The organism is Bradyrhizobium japonicum USDA 6 (assembly GCF_000284375.1).
Classification (GTDB): Bacteria; Pseudomonadota; Alphaproteobacteria; order Rhizobiales; family Xanthobacteraceae; genus Bradyrhizobium; species Bradyrhizobium japonicum.
In genome coordinates, this window is the sequence record NC_017249.1 from 4108006 (window position 1) to 4123494 (window position 15489).

Consider the following 15489-nt stretch of genomic DNA (forward strand, 5'->3'; position numbering starts at 1 on the left):
TCCATCGTCCTTAAGCCGTGTGGGCCTTGTAAGCGGCTTCATCCATGAGGCCGCCGAGCTCGCTCTTGTCGGCCATCCTGACCTTGAAGAACCACGCCTTGCCTTGCGCGTCCGAGTTCACCAGCGCGGGTTCGGCGGCGAGCGCGTCGTTGGTCTCGAGCACCTCGCCCGTGACAGGCGCGTAGACGTCGGAGGCGGCCTTCACCGATTCCACGACGGCGGCGGCTTCCGCCTTCTTCAGGCTGCGGCCGACCTTCGGCAACTCGACGAATACGACGTCGCCGAGCTGCGACTGCGCGTAGTCGGTGATCCCGACGGTGGCGACATCGCCGTCGATGGCGAGCCATTCATGGTCGGAGGTGTACAGCGTCGTGGTCATTTTCTCAGTCCTCAGCGTTTGTAGGTGTTTTTCACGAAGGGCATGGCGGCGACCGTCAGCGGCAGCCGCTGGCCGCGCACCTCGGCGAAGAGCTTTGTATCGAGCGCGCTCGATGCCGTGGGCACATAGCCCATCGCGACCGGCGCGTTCAGGCTCGGGCCGAAACCGCCCGAGGTGACCTTTCCGATCGGCTCGCCGCCCGCGGCATCCGCAAACAGCAGCGCGCCCTCGCGCACCGGCGCGCGGCCTTCCGTGCGCAGCCCGACGCGGCGGCGGGAGGCGCCGTTGTCGAAATAGGCAAGAATCGTCTCGGCGCCGGGAAAGCCGCCGGCGCGGGCGCCGCCGCTGCGGCGGCTCTTCTGCACCGACCATTCCAGCGCCGCCTCGACCGGCGTGGTCGTGGTGTCGATGTCGTGTCCGTAGAGGCAGAGCCCGCCTTCCAGCCGCAAACTGTCGCGGGCGCCAAGGCCGATCGGCATCACGTCGGGGTTTTCAAGCAGCGTCCTGGCGAGGTGCTCGGCGTGCGTGGCGGGGACCGAAATCTCGAACCCGTCCTCGCCGGTGTAGCCGGAGCGCGAGACGAAGCAGTCGAGGCCGGCGACCTTGTGCGGACCGGCATCCATGAACTTCATGGCGGGCGCCTCTGCACACAATTGCGCCAGTGCGGCTTCCGCCTTCGGGCCCTGCAGCGCGATCAGGGCGCGGTCTTGAAGCGAATCGATGATGCAGTCGTCCGAGAGATGCGCGCGCAGATGCGCCTCGTCCGCGTCCTTGCAGGCCGCGTTGACGACCAGGAACAGGTGATCGCCGAAATTGGCGACCATCAGATCGTCGAGAATGCCGCCGTCCGGATTGGTGAACTGGGCGTAGCGCTGCCGGCCCGGGGCAATCGCCACGATATCCTGCGGCACCAGCCGTTCCAGCGCGCGGGCGGCGTCCTCGACCTTGCCCGACTTCGGCCGAAGCGCGAGCTGGCCCATATGGGAGACGTCGAACAGGCCGGCGGAGGAACGGGTATGGAGGTGCTCTTTTAGGACGCCCGCAGGGTACTGCACGGGCATGTCATAGCCCGCGAACGGCACCATCTTGCCGCCGAGGGAGACGTGAAGCCCGTGAAGGGGCGTACGTTTGAGGGAATCTTGGTCGTCGCGCGCAAGCATTACGGGGCCCTCGGCGGTTCCCCGGGGACGATTCCCCGGTAGCAACCAGTCGAAGCCCCATCTGTCGCTGTGCCTGAGAGTATTATCCCGTCGGCGGACGCTGTCCGGGTGTTATGCCCGTCGGCGCCTCTTTCCAGATGTCGTCAAAGCCACGCGGTCCTTTTGCCTGAGAGTTTCCGGGGCGGTTGCTCCTTCGGCGCCGGCACCAAAGCCGGTCTCTCCCGACGTGGCCGTACGATACAGATGGGTACAGACCACAGGCCGGCCAAGCCTGTCAACGCGCACCTGACGGCTTTCAACGGGATTGCAAACGGGATTGCGCGCCTGCGGCAACTCACTGATCTCCTTGCACAGTTTCTGGACAGCGCAGCTGGCCTTGTCTAAAAGCGCTTTGACCCGCAGATATCAGCCCAAATGCCCGGTTTGGATGGCAAATCAGCGGGTCCAAGCACACCCGATTGGATGAACATGAGCGGCGTCAACGAGATCAGGTCGACCTTTCTGAACTTCTTTGCCGAGAACGGCCACGAGATCGTGTCGTCCTCGCCATTGGTGCCGCGCAACGATCCCACGTTGATGTTCACCAATGCCGGCATGGTGCAGTTCAAGAACGTCTTCACCGGCGTCGAGAAGCGGCCCTATCAGCGCGCCACCACGTCGCAGAAATGCGTGCGCGCCGGCGGCAAGCACAATGACCTCGACAATGTCGGCTACACCGCGCGCCATCTCACCTTCTTCGAGATGCTCGGCAATTTCTCGTTCGGCGACTATTTCAAGGAGCGCGCGATCGAGCTGGCCTGGACCCTGATCACGCGGGAGTTCGGGCTCAAGAAAGACAAGCTGCTCGTCACCGTCTACCACACCGACGACGAGGCGGCCGGCCTATGGAAGAAGATCGCGGGCTTCTCCGACGACCGCATCATCCGCATCCCGACCTCGGACAATTTCTGGGCGATGGGCGACACCGGGCCGTGCGGGCCGTGCTCGGAGATCTTCATCGACCGGGGCGACCATATCTGGGGCGGACCTCCGGGCTCGCCGGAAGAGGACGGCGACCGCTTCCTCGAATTCTGGAACCTCGTCTTCATGCAATACGAGCAGGTGACGAAGGAGGAGCGCGTGGATCTGCCGCGTCCCTCGATCGACACCGGCATGGGGCTGGAGCGCATGGCCAGCGTCATGCAGGGCGTCGACAGCGTGTTCGAGACCGACCTGTTCCGCCACCTGATCGATGCGACGTCGTCCGCGCTTGGCAGCGGGCCGAACGAACAGACGGTGGCCTCGTTCCGCGTCATCGCCGACCATCTGCGCTCCTCGGCCTTCCTCGTCTCCGACGGCGTGCTGCCGTCGAACGAGGGCCGTGGCTACGTGCTGCGCCGGATCATGCGCCGCGCGATGCGCCATGCGCAGCTGTTAGGGGCCAAGGAGCCGCTGATGCATCGCCTGGTCTGGGCGCTGGTCCGCGAGATGGGCCAGGCCTATCCCGAGCTGATGCGCGCGGAAAACCTGATCGAGGAAACGCTGCGGCTGGAAGAAACCCGCTTCCGCAAGACGCTGACCCGCGGCCTTGCGATCCTCGACGAGAAGAGCGCGTCGTTGAAGAAGGGCGACATGTTCGACGGCGACGTCGCCTTCACGCTGTACGACACCTACGGCTTCCCGCTGGATCTGACCCAGGACGCGCTGAAGTCGCGCGGCATCAGCGTCGACCAAGCTTCGTTTACCGACGCGATGGAGCGGCAGAAGGCCAAGGCACGCGAGTCCTGGAAGGGTTCGGGCGAGGCGGCCTCCGAAGCGATCTGGTTCCCGCTGCGCGAGAAGCTCGGAGCCACCGAATTCCTGGGCTATGAGACCGAGAGCGCCGAAGGCGTGGTCTCCGCGCTGGTGAAGGACGGCCAGGAAGCCTCCAGCCTCAAGCCCGGCGAGACCGGCGCGATCGTGCTCAACCAGACGCCGTTCTACGCTGAGTCCGGCGGCCAGGTCGGCGACACCGGCTTGCTCAGCGGCGAGGGCGGCGTCAAGTTCCGCGTCACCGATACGCAGAAGAAGCTCGGCGATCTCTTCGTTCACGTCGGCATCGTGGAGAGCGGCGAGCTGAAGCTCGGCACCGCGCTCCAGCTCGAGGTCGATCACGGCAGACGCTCCTCGATCCGCGCGCATCATTCGGCGACGCATCTCATCCACGAGGCGCTGCGTCAGGTGCTCGGTGATCACATCGCCCAGCGCGGCTCGATGGTCGCGCCCGATCGTCTGCGCTTCGACTTCGTGCATCCGAAGCCGATCACGGCGGAAGAGCTCGCCCGCGTCGAGGACATCGCCAACGACGTGGTGCTGGAGAACGACGAGGTCACCACGCGCGTCATGGGCGTCGACGAGGCCCGCGAGGCCGGGGCGCGCGCCCTGTTCGGCGAGAAATACGGCGACGAGGTCCGTGTCGTCTCGATGGGCCGGACCGCGCGGGAACGCGGCGCCAACGCGCTCGGCTGGTCGGTCGAGCTCTGCGGCGGCACCCATGTGAAGCGCACCGGCGACATCGGCCTGATCACGCTGACGGGCGAGAGCGCGGTCGCCTCCGGCGTGCGCCGCATCGAGGCGCTGACCGGCAATTACGCACGCCGGCACGCCAACGAGACCATGGCGCTGGCGAAGACCGCGGCCAACGAGCTGCGCACCTCGGTCGACGACGTGCCGGCGCGCATCACAGCCCTGATGGAGGAGCGCAAGAAGCTCGAGCGCGAGCTCTCCGACGCCCGCAAGAAGCTCGCGATGGGCGGCGGTACGTCCGTCGGGAACGGCGCAGCCGCAGGCGTGCGCGAGGTCGGCGACGTCAAGCTGATGGCGCGCGCGGTCGAAGGCATCGAGATGAAGGATCTCAAGAGCCTTGCGGACGACGGCAAGAAGCAGATCGGCTCCGGCGTGGTCGCCATCGTCGGCGTCACCGAGGACGGCAAGGCCGGAATCGTGGTCGGCGTCACCGCCGATCTCACCGCGCGCTTCAATGCCGTGAATCTCGTGCGCGTCGCTTCCGAGGCGCTCGGCGGCAAGGGCGGCGGCGGCCGGCCCGACATGGCGCAGGCCGGCGGCCCCGATGGCGCCAAGGCGCCCGAGGCGCTCGCGGCGATCGAAAAAGCGATGGCAGGCGCGTAAACGGCCATGCGCCTCGTTCCGCGAGGACGTGGCCCGGCCGATCCCAACCTAAGGGATCGCCTGTACGAATTGTTGGAGCACGATCCGCTCGCCTACTCGATCGGGTCGCGCTTCATCCAGGTGATCATCGGCGTCATCGTGCTCGACGTGGTCGCGATGATCCTCGCCTCGGTACCGGAGCTCGACGCGCGGTTCGGCACGCTGTTCAGCGCGGTCGCCGTCCTCGCCGTCATCGTGTTCGCGCTCGAATATCTGGCGCGGCTGTGGACCGTGGCGGGGCACACCCAGCGCAACGGCTCCGCGCTGTCTGACCGGCTCTCTTATGCCTTTTCCGCGCTCGGCATCATCGACCTCATGGCGTTCCTGCCGGCCGCGATCGTGCTGGCCACAGGCCGGCACGCGACGCTGGCCGGGCTGGGCGTGCTGCCGTTCTTCAAGCTGATCCGTTATTCGCCGGCGATGCGCTCGCTGCTCGCGGCCATCCATGCCGAGCGGCGTGCGCTGATCGGCTGCATCGTCATCCTGATCGGTGTGGTACTGACCTTCGCCTCGCTGCTCTACGCCATCGAGCGTGATGTGCAGCCTAACAAGCTCGGCACGATTCCGGATGCGATGTGGTGGGCGATCGTGACGCTCGGCACCGTCGGTTATGGCGACGTCGTGCCGGTGACGCCGCTCGGCAAGTTCGTCTCGGTGTTCGCGATCATCTCAGGCTTTGCCATGATCGCGCTGCCGGTCGCGATCATCTCGAGCGCCTTTGCCGAAGAGGTGAGGCGGCGCGATTTCGTCGTCACCTGGGGCATGCTGGCGCGGGTGCCGCTGTTCTCGCACCTGTCCGCCGCGGAGATCGCCGACATCATGCGGCTGCTCAGGGCGCGCACCATCGAGCAGGGCGAGATATTGGTCCGCCGTGGCGATGCCGCTTCGTCGATGTATTTCATCACCGCGGGCGAGGTCGAGATCGCGCTGCCGAGCCAGCAGGTGCGGCTCGCCGACGGCACCTTCTTCGGCGAGATCGCGCTGCTGCATAAGACCAAGCGCAGCGGCACGGTGACGGCGACGTGCAAGACGCGGCTGCTGGTGCTCGACGCCCAGGATTTTCACGCTTTGATCGAGCGCATGCCGACGCTCGCTGCCCACGTCCACCAGACCGCGAAAGCCCGGCTGGAGGAGACCGGCGACCTCGCGGCGGCAGAATTGGCGCAGGCAGAGCGCGAGGCCACCGACCGCTGAGCGGTCAACCCTTCTTCAGGAAAATGTAGTCGGCCGAGTACGGCGCGCTTTTGAAATCGCCGGCCTTGTCGCATGCGCCGTCGACCTTCCCGCCGTGGGTGTTGATGCGCTGGACGGTGGTAACAGGCGTCAGCACGCCGCTACCGCGGCGGGAGGCGACCTCCAGCTTCAGCCAGGGGATGTCGGCGGCGGTCGCGCCCGGCGCGTTGCCGATGGCCTTGCCGACGACGGCGCTGCTGTCGGCAAGCTCCCAGTTCGGGCCGGCATAGTGCCGGCCGACGGTCTTGCCCTCGGACAGCAGCGTCGCCACCGGCTCGCGGAATGCCCAGGCGAGCTTGCCGTCAGTGCCCGCCTTGCACTCATAGACCTGAGCGCCCTCGGCGAGGACGCTGAGCACGACGGTCTCGCCGGGGGCGGCGATGGCGTCGGGGAGCGGCTCCGCGGCTGCGGCGGGTCCGGCCACGGCCGCGAGCAGCAGGCAGGGGACGGCGAACTTGACGATGGACATGGGTGGCCTCCGCAACGGGGTCAAAATGAATGGGCCGCGCCTAAGCGCGGCCCATAATGATGTCTAACCCCGATCAGACGAAAATAATGCGCGGGCTTACGCCAACGCTTTCGTGAGATTCTCCGAGACCTTGTCGAGGAAGCCGGTGGTCGAGAGCCAGCGCTGGTCGGCACCGACCAGGAGCGCGAGGTCCTTGGTCATGTAGCCGGCCTCGACGGTGTCGACGCAGACCTTCTCGAGGGTGGTGGCGAACTTGGCGAGCTCGGCATTGTTGTCGAGCTTGGCGCGGTGGGCCAGGCCACGGGTCCAGGCGAAGATCGACGCGATCGAGTTGGTCGAGGTCTCCTTGCCCTTCTGGTGCTCGCGGTAGTGGCGGGTCACCGTACCGTGGGCGGCTTCGGCTTCCACGGTCTTGCCGTCGGGGGTGAGCAGCACCGAGGTCATCAGGCCGAGCGAGCCGTAGCCCTGCGCGACCGTGTCGGACTGCACGTCGCCGTCGTAGTTCTTACAGGCCCAGACATAGCCGCCGGACCATTTCAGCGCCGAAGCCACCATGTCGTCGATCAGGCGGTGCTCGTAGGTCAGGCCCTTGGCCTCGAATTCCTTCTTGAACTCGCGGTCGTAGACGTCCTGGAAGATGTCCTTGAAGCGGCCGTCATAGACCTTCATGATCGTGTTCTTGGTCGAGAGATAGACCGGGTAGTTGCGCAGCAGGCCGTAGTTCAGCGAAGCGCGGGCGAAGTCGATGATGGAGTCGTCGAGATTGTACATCTGCATCGCGACACCGGAGCCCGGGGTCTTGAACACTTCCTTCTCGATGACGGTGCCGTCCTCGCCGACGAACTTCATCGTGAGCGTGCCCTTGCCGGGGAACTTGATGTCGGTGGCGCGATACTGGTCGCCATAGGCGTGGCGGCCGATGATGATCGGCTTGGTCCAGCCGGGAACCAGGCGCGGCACGTTCTTGCAGATGATCGGCTCGCGGAAGATCACGCCGCCGAGGATGTTGCGGATGGTGCCGTTCGGCGACTTCCACATCTGCTTGAGGTTGAACTCCTTCACCCGGGCTTCGTCCGGGGTGATGGTGGCGCACTTGACGCCGACGCCGACTTTCTTGATCGCCTCGGCGGCGTCGATGGTCACCTGATCGTTGGTGTGGTCGCGGTACTCCATGCCCAGGTCAAAATATAGCAGCTCGACATCGAGGTACGGGTTGATCAGCTTGTCCTTGATGTACTGCCAGATGATCCGGGTCATCTCGTCGCCATCGAGTTCGACGACGGGGTTGGACACCTTGATTTTTGCCATGATCGGGGAAGCCTCTTGGGAACGGCGCTTTGGCGCGCCACGGGAATATCCGCCGCCTCTTAGCACCTGATAGCAGCGGGCGAAAGCCAAGGGATTATGCACTTTTAGCCCATCCAGCTTGCCCAGATGGGGGGCGGGAGGGGCCCTGCCGCGAGGGGCGGGCCTCAGGCTTCAGAAGAGATTCAAAAGTCGAATCCAACCCGTTATTTCCCTTGAGAATTTCGTCAGGACAGGCAAACGACAGGCGAACGGGCAGCCGCCCCTTGGGCCGGCTTTGAATCAATTCCTGAAGAGCGCCTTGCCAAGGCCTTGAGAACCCAAGGCCTCGAGAACCCAAGGCCTTGCTAACCAGTGTGAAAGCGAAACGAGATGTCGGGGACTGACAAGAGCAAGGCGGGCCTTTCCCTCGACGGTCCCATCGTGATCCTGGTCGAGCCGCAGCTTGGCGAAAACATCGGCATGGCCGCGCGCGCCATGGGCAATTTTGCGCTCAGCCGATTGCGCATCGTCAATCCCCGCGACGGCTGGCCCAATATCGCCGCCCAGCGGGCCGCGGCCGGTGCCGACTATATTCTGGAAAAGGTCGAATTGTTCGACACGGTCGGTGAGGCGGTCGCCGATCTCGACCTGCTGTTTGCCACCACTGCGCGTCCACATGACCAGGCCAAGCCGGTGGTGGGGCCCGAGGCAGCCGCGACCGAGATCTCGGGGCACATCGCCACAGGCGGCAAGGCCGGCATCCTGTTCGGCCGCGAGCGCTGGGGGCTGACCAACGAGGAGGTCGGGCTCTCCAACCGCATCATCACCTTCCCGGTCAATCCGGGCTTTGCCTCGCTCAACCTCGCCCAGGCCGTGCTGCTGGTCGGCTATGAATGGTTCAAGCGAGCAACCTCAGGCGAGTTGCCGCACAGCATGCCGGAGCGCTCCGAGCGCGCCTCGCAGCACCAGATGCAGGCCTTCTTCGACAACCTCATCCGCGAGCTCGACCGGGTCGAATTCCTGCGCCCGGCCGAGAAGCGCGACACCATGCTGGTCAACCTGCGCAACATTTTCAGCCGGATGGAGCCGACCAAGCAGGACATGCACACGCTGCACGGTGTGGTGATGGCGATCGCGGAAGGGCGCAAGGGCCCGGCCAAGGGCGGCGTGCTGGACGGCGAGCAGGCCACCCGCCTGCGCGCGCTGCTGGCCGAGCACGGCCAGGGCGGCGGCGTGCCCGACAGCGGCTCGACCGTGCGCGGGCTCGCCCGCCTGCTCCGCCGCAACCCGACCGACGCCGAGCGCCTGCTCTGGCAGGCCCTCACGCGTGATCGCCGCTTCGCAGGAGGGTTCAAGCGCCAGACCCCGGTCGGCCGGCATATTCCCGACTTCGTCTCTTTCCCGCACCGGATAGCGATCGAGCTGGTCAATCCGGGCGAGGGCGAGACGATCGCTGCTGACCGCGCGTCGCGGCGGACGTGGCTGGAAGCGCGGGACTATCGCGTGCTGGAGATCCGCGCGGCGGACGTGGAGCGCGATCTGGAGGCGGAGCTGGTGCGGCTGCAGGGGATGATCGAGCAGAGCGCGTAGGTCTCGTAGGGTGGATTAGCCGAAGGCGTAATCCACCAACTTCGTCCTGCATTCGCCGAAGCATGGTGGATTAGGCACACGGATGCGCTGCGCGCAGGCCGCGGGCTAATCCACCCTACGAGCTGCGAAGTAACGCAGCCAAGGGTTGTGTAGAGGCGTCGTCGGTTGCTATGACTGTTCCCAGGAATTGAGTTGGGGACTGCATGTTTGGAATGACAGGCCGCGCGCTCGTTGGCGCGGCAGCAGGCGTGAGTGCGTTGGCGCTAGCGACCGTGCTCGAAATATCAAGCGCCCGCGCGGAAATGCCCTTGTCCGCCAAGTGCAACGCGGTCGGAAATTTCAGTGTCGATGACCGGATCGCGGGCTGTACCACCTTGATCGAGGCGGCGCCGGTCATGCAGCAAGGCGTGGTTATGGCACACATCCGTCGCGCCATGTTCTACCGCCAGAAAGGCGAGATCGACCTTGAGATCGCCGATTACGACCGGATCATCGAGCGCTATCCAGACAATCTGCCCGCCCGACTCAACAGGGCCTTTGCGCATCTCCGAAAGCGAGAGCCTGCAGCCGCGCTGTCTGACTACACCAAAGTCATCGAGCTCGATCCCAAGAATACCTACGCCTATATAGGGCGCGCGCAAGTCTACCTGGCGAGACGCGACTTCGTCCGTGCCATCGCCGACTATGATCAGGCTCTTCTGATCCATCCAGACAATGTCAAGGCGCATATCGACCGAGGCCTCATCTACATCAGCAATGGTGACCTGGATCGTGCCATGGCCGACTGCGACCGAGTGGTCGAGATCGGCCCGCAAACCGGCATGGGCCAGCTGTGCCGTGGCCGGGTTTACTTCGCCAAGGGTGACAGGGCGCGCGCATTGGCCGAACTCGATCAAACAATGCAGATCAAGCCAAAGAACGAGTATTTCTACTACTTCCGGGCCGAATCCTTTTTCAGCTGGGCGAACTCGACCGCGCTATCGCCGACTATGACCAGATCATCGAGCTCAACCCACGAGGCCCATCGGTCTACTTCTACCGCGGCATCGTCAATGCTCGAAAAGACGACCATGACCGTGCCGTTGCCGACTACACCCAGGCAATGCAGCTGGCACATCAGGATCAAAGGGGCTCCGGCGATCGGAAGGCTCAGCTTCAAGGTCAAGCCGACGATCCCGCTTATGCGTCGTCGGCCGATGGTCAGTCGATTGCACTCGCTTCAGGGGATGGCATTGCGCTCCGCGCTCGGGGAGGGGCCTACGCCGCGAAAGGGGACTTCGACCGCGCGATCGCAGACTACGATGAGGCGATCCGCCTCAACCCCAGGGACAAGGAAGCAATATCGGCTCGCGGCAACGCGTACAAAACCAAGGGGGACTTCGACCGTGCCATCGCGGACTACGATCAAGCCGCGCAACTCGATGCGAGGGATGCGCGCGTCTACTTTCATCGCGCGAGGGTCTATTGGCAGATGGCTTCGCTCGCCAAATCGTTGACCGACCTCGATCAGGCGATCCAGCTCAATCCAAAGAATGCCTATCCGGTCTTATGGCGCGAAATTGTTGCAAGGCGCAGTGACCAGCTGAGCGAGGCTGCAAAGCAGCTGGACGCGACGAAATGGCCCGCGCCCATCATCAATCTCTTTCTTGGCACGATGACGCCGGAGCAAGTGCGCAGCGCGGCGGACGATGCCGACCCGGTGAAGAAGAAGGGGCAGGTCTGCGAGGCGAATTTCTATGTTGCCGAGCGCGCACTGCAGAGCGGCGCCAAGGAAGAGGCGTTGAAGCTGTTCGACCTGGCGGCAGCCGATTGCCCGAAGACCTTCATCGAGAAGCAGGCCGCCGACGTCGAGCTTGGCTTGTTGCGAGCGAGCCGCTGACCTCGATCAGGCATAGCTTCGTAGGGTGGGTTACGCCGAGCGGACCGCGCTTCGCGCATCTGCAGGGCTAACCCACCCAACGAATTCCGCATCAAGCGGCGCTTGCGATCGGGCCCTTCGGTCCGCTCTGCTGGAGGCGCCGCAGCGCTACGAGGTTGGTCTCGACCGAGGCCAGGCAGCAGCGCGATTTGCCGCCCGACTTCGCCTCGTAGAGCGCGGCGTCGGCGACCCCCAGCAATTCCTCGACCTCGGCGCCGTGATCCGGCGACATCGCAATGCCGACACTGGCGCCAACGCTGGCGCGCACCTCGCCGCCCAGCTCATAGGAGATGGCAACCTCGCTGATGAGCCGGTGCCCCATCTCCAGCGCCATGTCGGGGGTGAGACCATCGACAAGCGCGACGAATTCGTCGCCGCCCATCCGGGCGACCACCGCGCCATCAGGCAGCGCCCGGCGAACACGTCCGGCCACAGCTTTCAGCACGGCATCGCCTGCCGCGTGTCCGAACGTGTCGTTGATCGGCTTGAAATTGTCGAGGTCGAAGAACATCACCGCGAACGGCCGCTCGGCATCGGCCCCCAGTCTGGCGCCGAGCGCCTCGACGAAGCCGGCGCGATTGAGCAGGCCGGTGAGCGCATCGTGATGGGCGCGATGGCTGTTCTCGCGCTCGGCGCGCATGGTGGTGACCAGCATCCGGTTGAGGCGGAAGGCGGCGGCCGTCATTGCGGCGAGATACATCGGTACCTGGAGGTACACGATGTAGAACAGCGGCTCGCCGGCGAGCGCGGCGCCGGGGATGATGGGACCGAGGCTCAGCAGGATCATGGTCCCGGCGAGGCGCGGCGCGCCGAAATTGCGGAAGCAGATGCCGCCGACCATCGCCGCCGCCGACAGCGAGGCCAGCATGGCGACGACCCAGTCGCCGCTGGCAAGGCTGACAATGGCGCCAAATCCGACACTGGCGCTCCAGGCGACCGCGAGCAGGAGATGAAGGTCGGTCGGGGTCGGGCGGTGCTCACGCGCTCTGCGGTGCGCGCTGGCGAGCACGAGGAGGCGCGCGAGGCAAATCACGATCTCCATGACCAGCCAGAGGATGAACGGTGCAGTCGGCTTGCGGGCGGCGATCACGGCCGCGACGGCAATGGTGTTGACGGCGCCGGCGGCAAACACCGGCAGCGATCCATGGAGTTGGGCGATCAGTGCGGCGCGGATGTCGTCGGGCACCCCAGGCCCCGGCTCGGCGAGCCAGCGTGTCAGGCGCCAGCGTGGCGCACTGTAGAGTCCCTCGTCCGATTGCATTGCAGAGCGTCCCCGTATTCCGGGCGCCAACAACGATGACCGCTCCTAACAAGCCTTTTAAGACAGCCATCGATTGCCGGGCGTGCTTGACGCAAGGTAAACCGTCGCAAGCGCGGCCGCGGGCGTGCAGGAGAATGCGGATTGGTGCAGGCCGAAGGTGCGGCGACGGATGTGTTGCGCGATGAGAGGTAGTTAGGGCAAAGCGACTTGTCCGCCGCAGCTCGAAGAGCGGAAGCGGAAGCGTGCCCACCATGTCACGCAACGGAACTGAGATCGGAGTGATGGGCACGGCGCTTCGCGCCTTTGCCCACCCCACGAGATCGCGTTTTGTACGGACATCAAAGTGGTGCTCCACTAATCCACCCTACGAAGTACGCCCGAGCTGCACGTTGCGGTCGACCGCAATCCACGTCGCCCTTGCCACCGCCAGCAACCTCCCGGCTTCATCGTGCGCGGCAGCCTCGGCGATGCGCTTGCGGCCGTCGCGGCCGGTGGGCCAGGCGGTGATGATGCAGCGTTCGCCGGGACGCGGGCGAGACTCGATCCGGGCCGACATTCGTCCCAGCAGGAGCGGGGCCTGGTCGAAGCCATCGGTCTCCTGATTGTAGTTGCAGGCATAGCCGGTGGGGCAATCGAGCGCTGACCAGAGAAATTCGGGGGCGACCAAGCCATCCTCGGCGACCAAATTCGGATCCGGTGTCCAGCTCGCTGCGAGGACGGCGTTTCGCGAATGACGCCCGAGCGGCCCGGCAAAAATGCGCAGACCATCCCCTTTCGCCCGTGCAGGTCCGCAGACGAAGCATGTCGGCAGCGGATGCTCGTGCGGTTTCACAGGCGTCAGCAATTCTGCGGCGCAGGCTTCCTCAAAACTGGCTGTCTCTACGCGCGTGAGTTCAACGCTCGTCGCGCGCCCGGCCGCGACGACCTTGGCGCCGTCGCGAAGCTCCCATGTGCCGTCGGCGGTCGCGGCCGCATCGAGCGATTTGTCGAGAGGAGGCGGCGCGCGCAGCGTCACCTCGGCGCCGCCGGAAATGTGGCGGGCCAGCCGGCCGCAGACATAGCCGCCGTTCCCGGAGTTCGGAGGACCGCAAAAGCGCTTGTCGATGATGATCTCGGTCATCGGTTTTGTCCTCTCTTCCTGGTCGGGACGCAGTCTACCTGATCTTGAGAACAATTCGTCCCTGAACCGTGCGATTGGCCAAGGCGCGCATGGCGTCGCCGGCCTCCTGCAAAGGGAGGACGCGGTCGATGTGCGGGCGGATCTTTCCGTCGGCCAGCAATTGCATCAGCGTATCATTCATGCGCGCGGCCTCCGCGGAGAATTTCTCCGCCCAGGCGCCGACAAAGACACCGATGATGGCGTAATTTTTCAGGAGAGGCAGGTTCATCGGGATCTGTGGAATCTCGCCGCTGGTGAAGCCGATCGGCATCAGCCGTCCGTCCCACTTCATCGATCGGGCCATCTGCTCGAAAATCGCGCTGCCGACATTGTCGAAGCCGATATCGATGCCGTCTCCCGATGTGATCGACTTGATCCGGTTGCGCAGGTCCTCGCTGCGATAGTTGATGACCTCGCTGGCGCCGTAACGCCGCACCAGGGCGGCCTTGTCGTCGGAACCGACACCGGCGATGACGCGCAGACCGAGATGACGCCCGAGGTCGACGGCGGCGAGTCCAACCCCGCCGGCCGCGCCCGTGACCAACAGGGTTTCGCCACGCTGCGCCCGAGCCCGCTCGACCAACGCATAATAGGCCGTGCCGTAATTGTGCAGCACCGTCGCAGCGGCTTCGAACGCGACACCATCAGGCAGCCGCACGCTCTTCGATTCCTTCGCGATCATCCGTTCGGCGTAGCCACCGGTCCAGGCACTGCACGCGACGCGATCGCCGGGGGCGAACGTCGTGACCTTGTCGCCGACCGCGACGACGACGCCGGAAGCTTCCGTGCCGGGCACGAAGGGCGTTGGCGGCCGCATCTGGTAGAGGCCCGAGACCAGCAACTGGTCCATGAAGCTCACGGACGCCGCATGGACGTCGATGAGAATCTCGTCGCCGGCAGGCCGCGGCGTAACGATTTCACCGAGGCGCAGATCCGCAGGGCCAGTGAACGAATTGCACAGAACCGCTTTCATCGGGGCGCTCCGAAAAGACGCGGCAACAGCATCGGAACGCGCCGGCGATAGTCCTGATAGGTCGCGCCGAACTCGGCGATCAGGTCCCGCTCTTCGAACTGCAGGGCGACCAGGATGTAGGCCGTGTTCGCGATCGCGAACAGCAGATGGCCGGCGGTCATCTCGGGCGTCGCCCAGAACGCGAGCAGAAAGCCCAGCATGAGCGGATGCCGCACGATCTTGTAGAGCAGCGGCGTCCGGAAGGATTGACCTGATATCTCGGCTCCGCGCAACGCGACGAGAGCCTGGCGCAGGCCGAACAGATCGAAATGATCGATCATGCAGGTGGAGGCGAACGCGATCAGCCAGCCGAGCCAATGGACGCCGGTCAGGAGCCACGCCGTAATGCCGCTGGCCTGCCAGACCGGCGCCGGGATCGGACGCCACTGCCAGAACAGCAGCAGGAGGATCAGGCTGGAGAGCAGCACATAGGTGCTGCGCTGGCAGGCCACGGGAAGAAATTGGGCCCACCATCGCTTGAAGGCCGGGCGCGCCATGACGCTGTGCTGGATGGCAAACAGGCTCATCAGCAGCAGGTTGACGACGACGGCCTCGCTCAAATTCGAAGGCGCGCCGACGTCGATCGACTTGTCGATTGACTTGGGCACGACATAATTGCCGACGAAACCGAGCGCGTAGAGGAATGAAGCCGTGAAGACGGCGTAGCTCACGATGGCGTAGAGCAGGATTGCGAGGCGCGCGAACATGGTTTTTCCTATTGTGCCGATGGCGGCGGTGCCGCATTCAGGAGCCTGAGCTCATCGTTGGAGAGCGGGCTCGATCTGGCCTGACTGCTATCGCTGCACCGTCCCCTGCGCGTCCCCAGGGGGCGCCG

Annotated in this window: 12 protein-coding genes, 1 pseudogene and 1 riboswitch; of the genes and pseudogenes, 5 read left to right on the forward strand and 8 right to left on the reverse strand. The window is 65.1% G+C overall.

Annotated features, from left to right (window positions below):
• Positions 1-10 precede the first annotated feature (10 nt).
• Positions 11-379: a glycine cleavage system protein GcvH gene (gcvH, locus tag BJ6T_RS19120; RefSeq protein WP_014494109.1), complete on the reverse strand. Its 369-nt coding sequence runs from the start codon at positions 377-379 to the stop codon at positions 11-13.
• An 11-nt stretch (positions 380-390) separates the two neighbouring features.
• Positions 391-1539: a glycine cleavage system aminomethyltransferase GcvT gene (gcvT, locus tag BJ6T_RS19125; protein ID WP_014494110.1), complete on the reverse strand. Its 1149-nt coding sequence runs from the start codon at positions 1537-1539 to the stop codon at positions 391-393.
• A 145-nt stretch (positions 1540-1684) separates the two neighbouring features.
• Positions 1685-1773: riboswitch (glycine riboswitch) on the reverse strand.
• A gap of 234 nt (positions 1774-2007) precedes the next feature.
• On the opposite strand from gcvT, the gene alaS reads away from it, so the two are divergent.
• Both alaS and BJ6T_RS19135 read left to right on the forward strand, forming a co-directional pair.
• The gene (alaS, locus tag BJ6T_RS19130) at positions 2008-4686 is read left to right on the forward strand and encodes an alanine--tRNA ligase (protein ID WP_014494111.1); all 2679 of its coding nucleotides are present in this window, start codon (positions 2008-2010) and stop codon (positions 4684-4686) included.
• A 6-nt stretch (positions 4687-4692) separates the two neighbouring features.
• Positions 4693-5919, forward strand: coding sequence for a cyclic nucleotide-gated ion channel (locus tag BJ6T_RS19135; RefSeq protein ID WP_014494112.1), 1227 nt, complete (start codon positions 4693-4695; stop codon positions 5917-5919).
• Positions 5920-5923: 4 nt separating this feature from the next.
• Here BJ6T_RS19135 and BJ6T_RS19140 read toward each other — a convergent pair whose 3' ends face one another.
• Complete coding sequence (locus BJ6T_RS19140) at positions 5924-6427, reverse strand: DUF3455 domain-containing protein (RefSeq protein WP_014494113.1); 504 nt, start codon at positions 6425-6427, stop codon at positions 5924-5926.
• 96 nt (positions 6428-6523) lie between these two features.
• Entirely contained in the window at positions 6524-7735 is a 1212-nt protein-coding gene (locus BJ6T_RS19145) for an NADP-dependent isocitrate dehydrogenase (protein ID WP_014494114.1), read from the reverse strand.
• A 369-nt stretch (positions 7736-8104) separates the two neighbouring features.
• Between BJ6T_RS19145 and BJ6T_RS19150 the strand changes: the two genes are divergently transcribed.
• The 3 genes and pseudogenes from BJ6T_RS19150 (at position 8105) to BJ6T_RS48450 (ending at position 11183) form a co-directional block, all read left to right on the forward strand.
• Positions 8105-9304: a TrmJ/YjtD family RNA methyltransferase gene (locus BJ6T_RS19150; RefSeq protein WP_014494115.1), complete on the forward strand. Its 1200-nt coding sequence runs from the start codon at positions 8105-8107 to the stop codon at positions 9302-9304.
• A 434-nt stretch (positions 9305-9738) separates the two neighbouring features.
• Positions 9739-10074 (forward strand): annotated as a pseudogene (locus tag BJ6T_RS48445) (tetratricopeptide repeat protein); the annotation flags it as partial.
• A 188-nt stretch (positions 10075-10262) separates the two neighbouring features.
• Positions 10263-11183, forward strand: coding sequence for a tetratricopeptide repeat protein (locus BJ6T_RS48450; protein ID WP_240537995.1), 921 nt, complete (start codon positions 10263-10265; stop codon positions 11181-11183).
• Positions 11184-11274: 91 nt separating this feature from the next.
• Here BJ6T_RS48450 and BJ6T_RS19165 read toward each other — a convergent pair whose 3' ends face one another.
• The 4 genes from BJ6T_RS19165 to mddA form a co-directional block, all read right to left on the reverse strand.
• Positions 11275-12483, reverse strand: a complete 1209-nt coding sequence (locus BJ6T_RS19165) for a GGDEF domain-containing protein (RefSeq protein WP_014494118.1) — start codon at positions 12481-12483, stop codon at positions 11275-11277.
• Positions 12484-12847: 364 nt separating this feature from the next.
• Complete coding sequence (locus BJ6T_RS19170; RefSeq protein ID WP_014494119.1) at positions 12848-13603, reverse strand: PaaI family thioesterase; 756 nt, start codon at positions 13601-13603, stop codon at positions 12848-12850.
• A gap of 34 nt (positions 13604-13637) precedes the next feature.
• On the reverse strand, positions 13638-14615 hold the full coding sequence (locus BJ6T_RS19175; protein ID WP_014494120.1) for an NADPH:quinone oxidoreductase family protein: 978 nt from the start codon (positions 14613-14615) through the stop codon (positions 13638-13640).
• The gene (gene mddA, locus BJ6T_RS19180; protein ID WP_014494121.1) at positions 14612-15361 is read right to left on the reverse strand and encodes a methanethiol S-methyltransferase; all 750 of its coding nucleotides are present in this window, start codon (positions 15359-15361) and stop codon (positions 14612-14614) included. Before mddA ends, BJ6T_RS19175 begins: the two co-directional genes overlap by 4 nt.
• Positions 15362-15489: the final 128 nt, after the last annotated feature.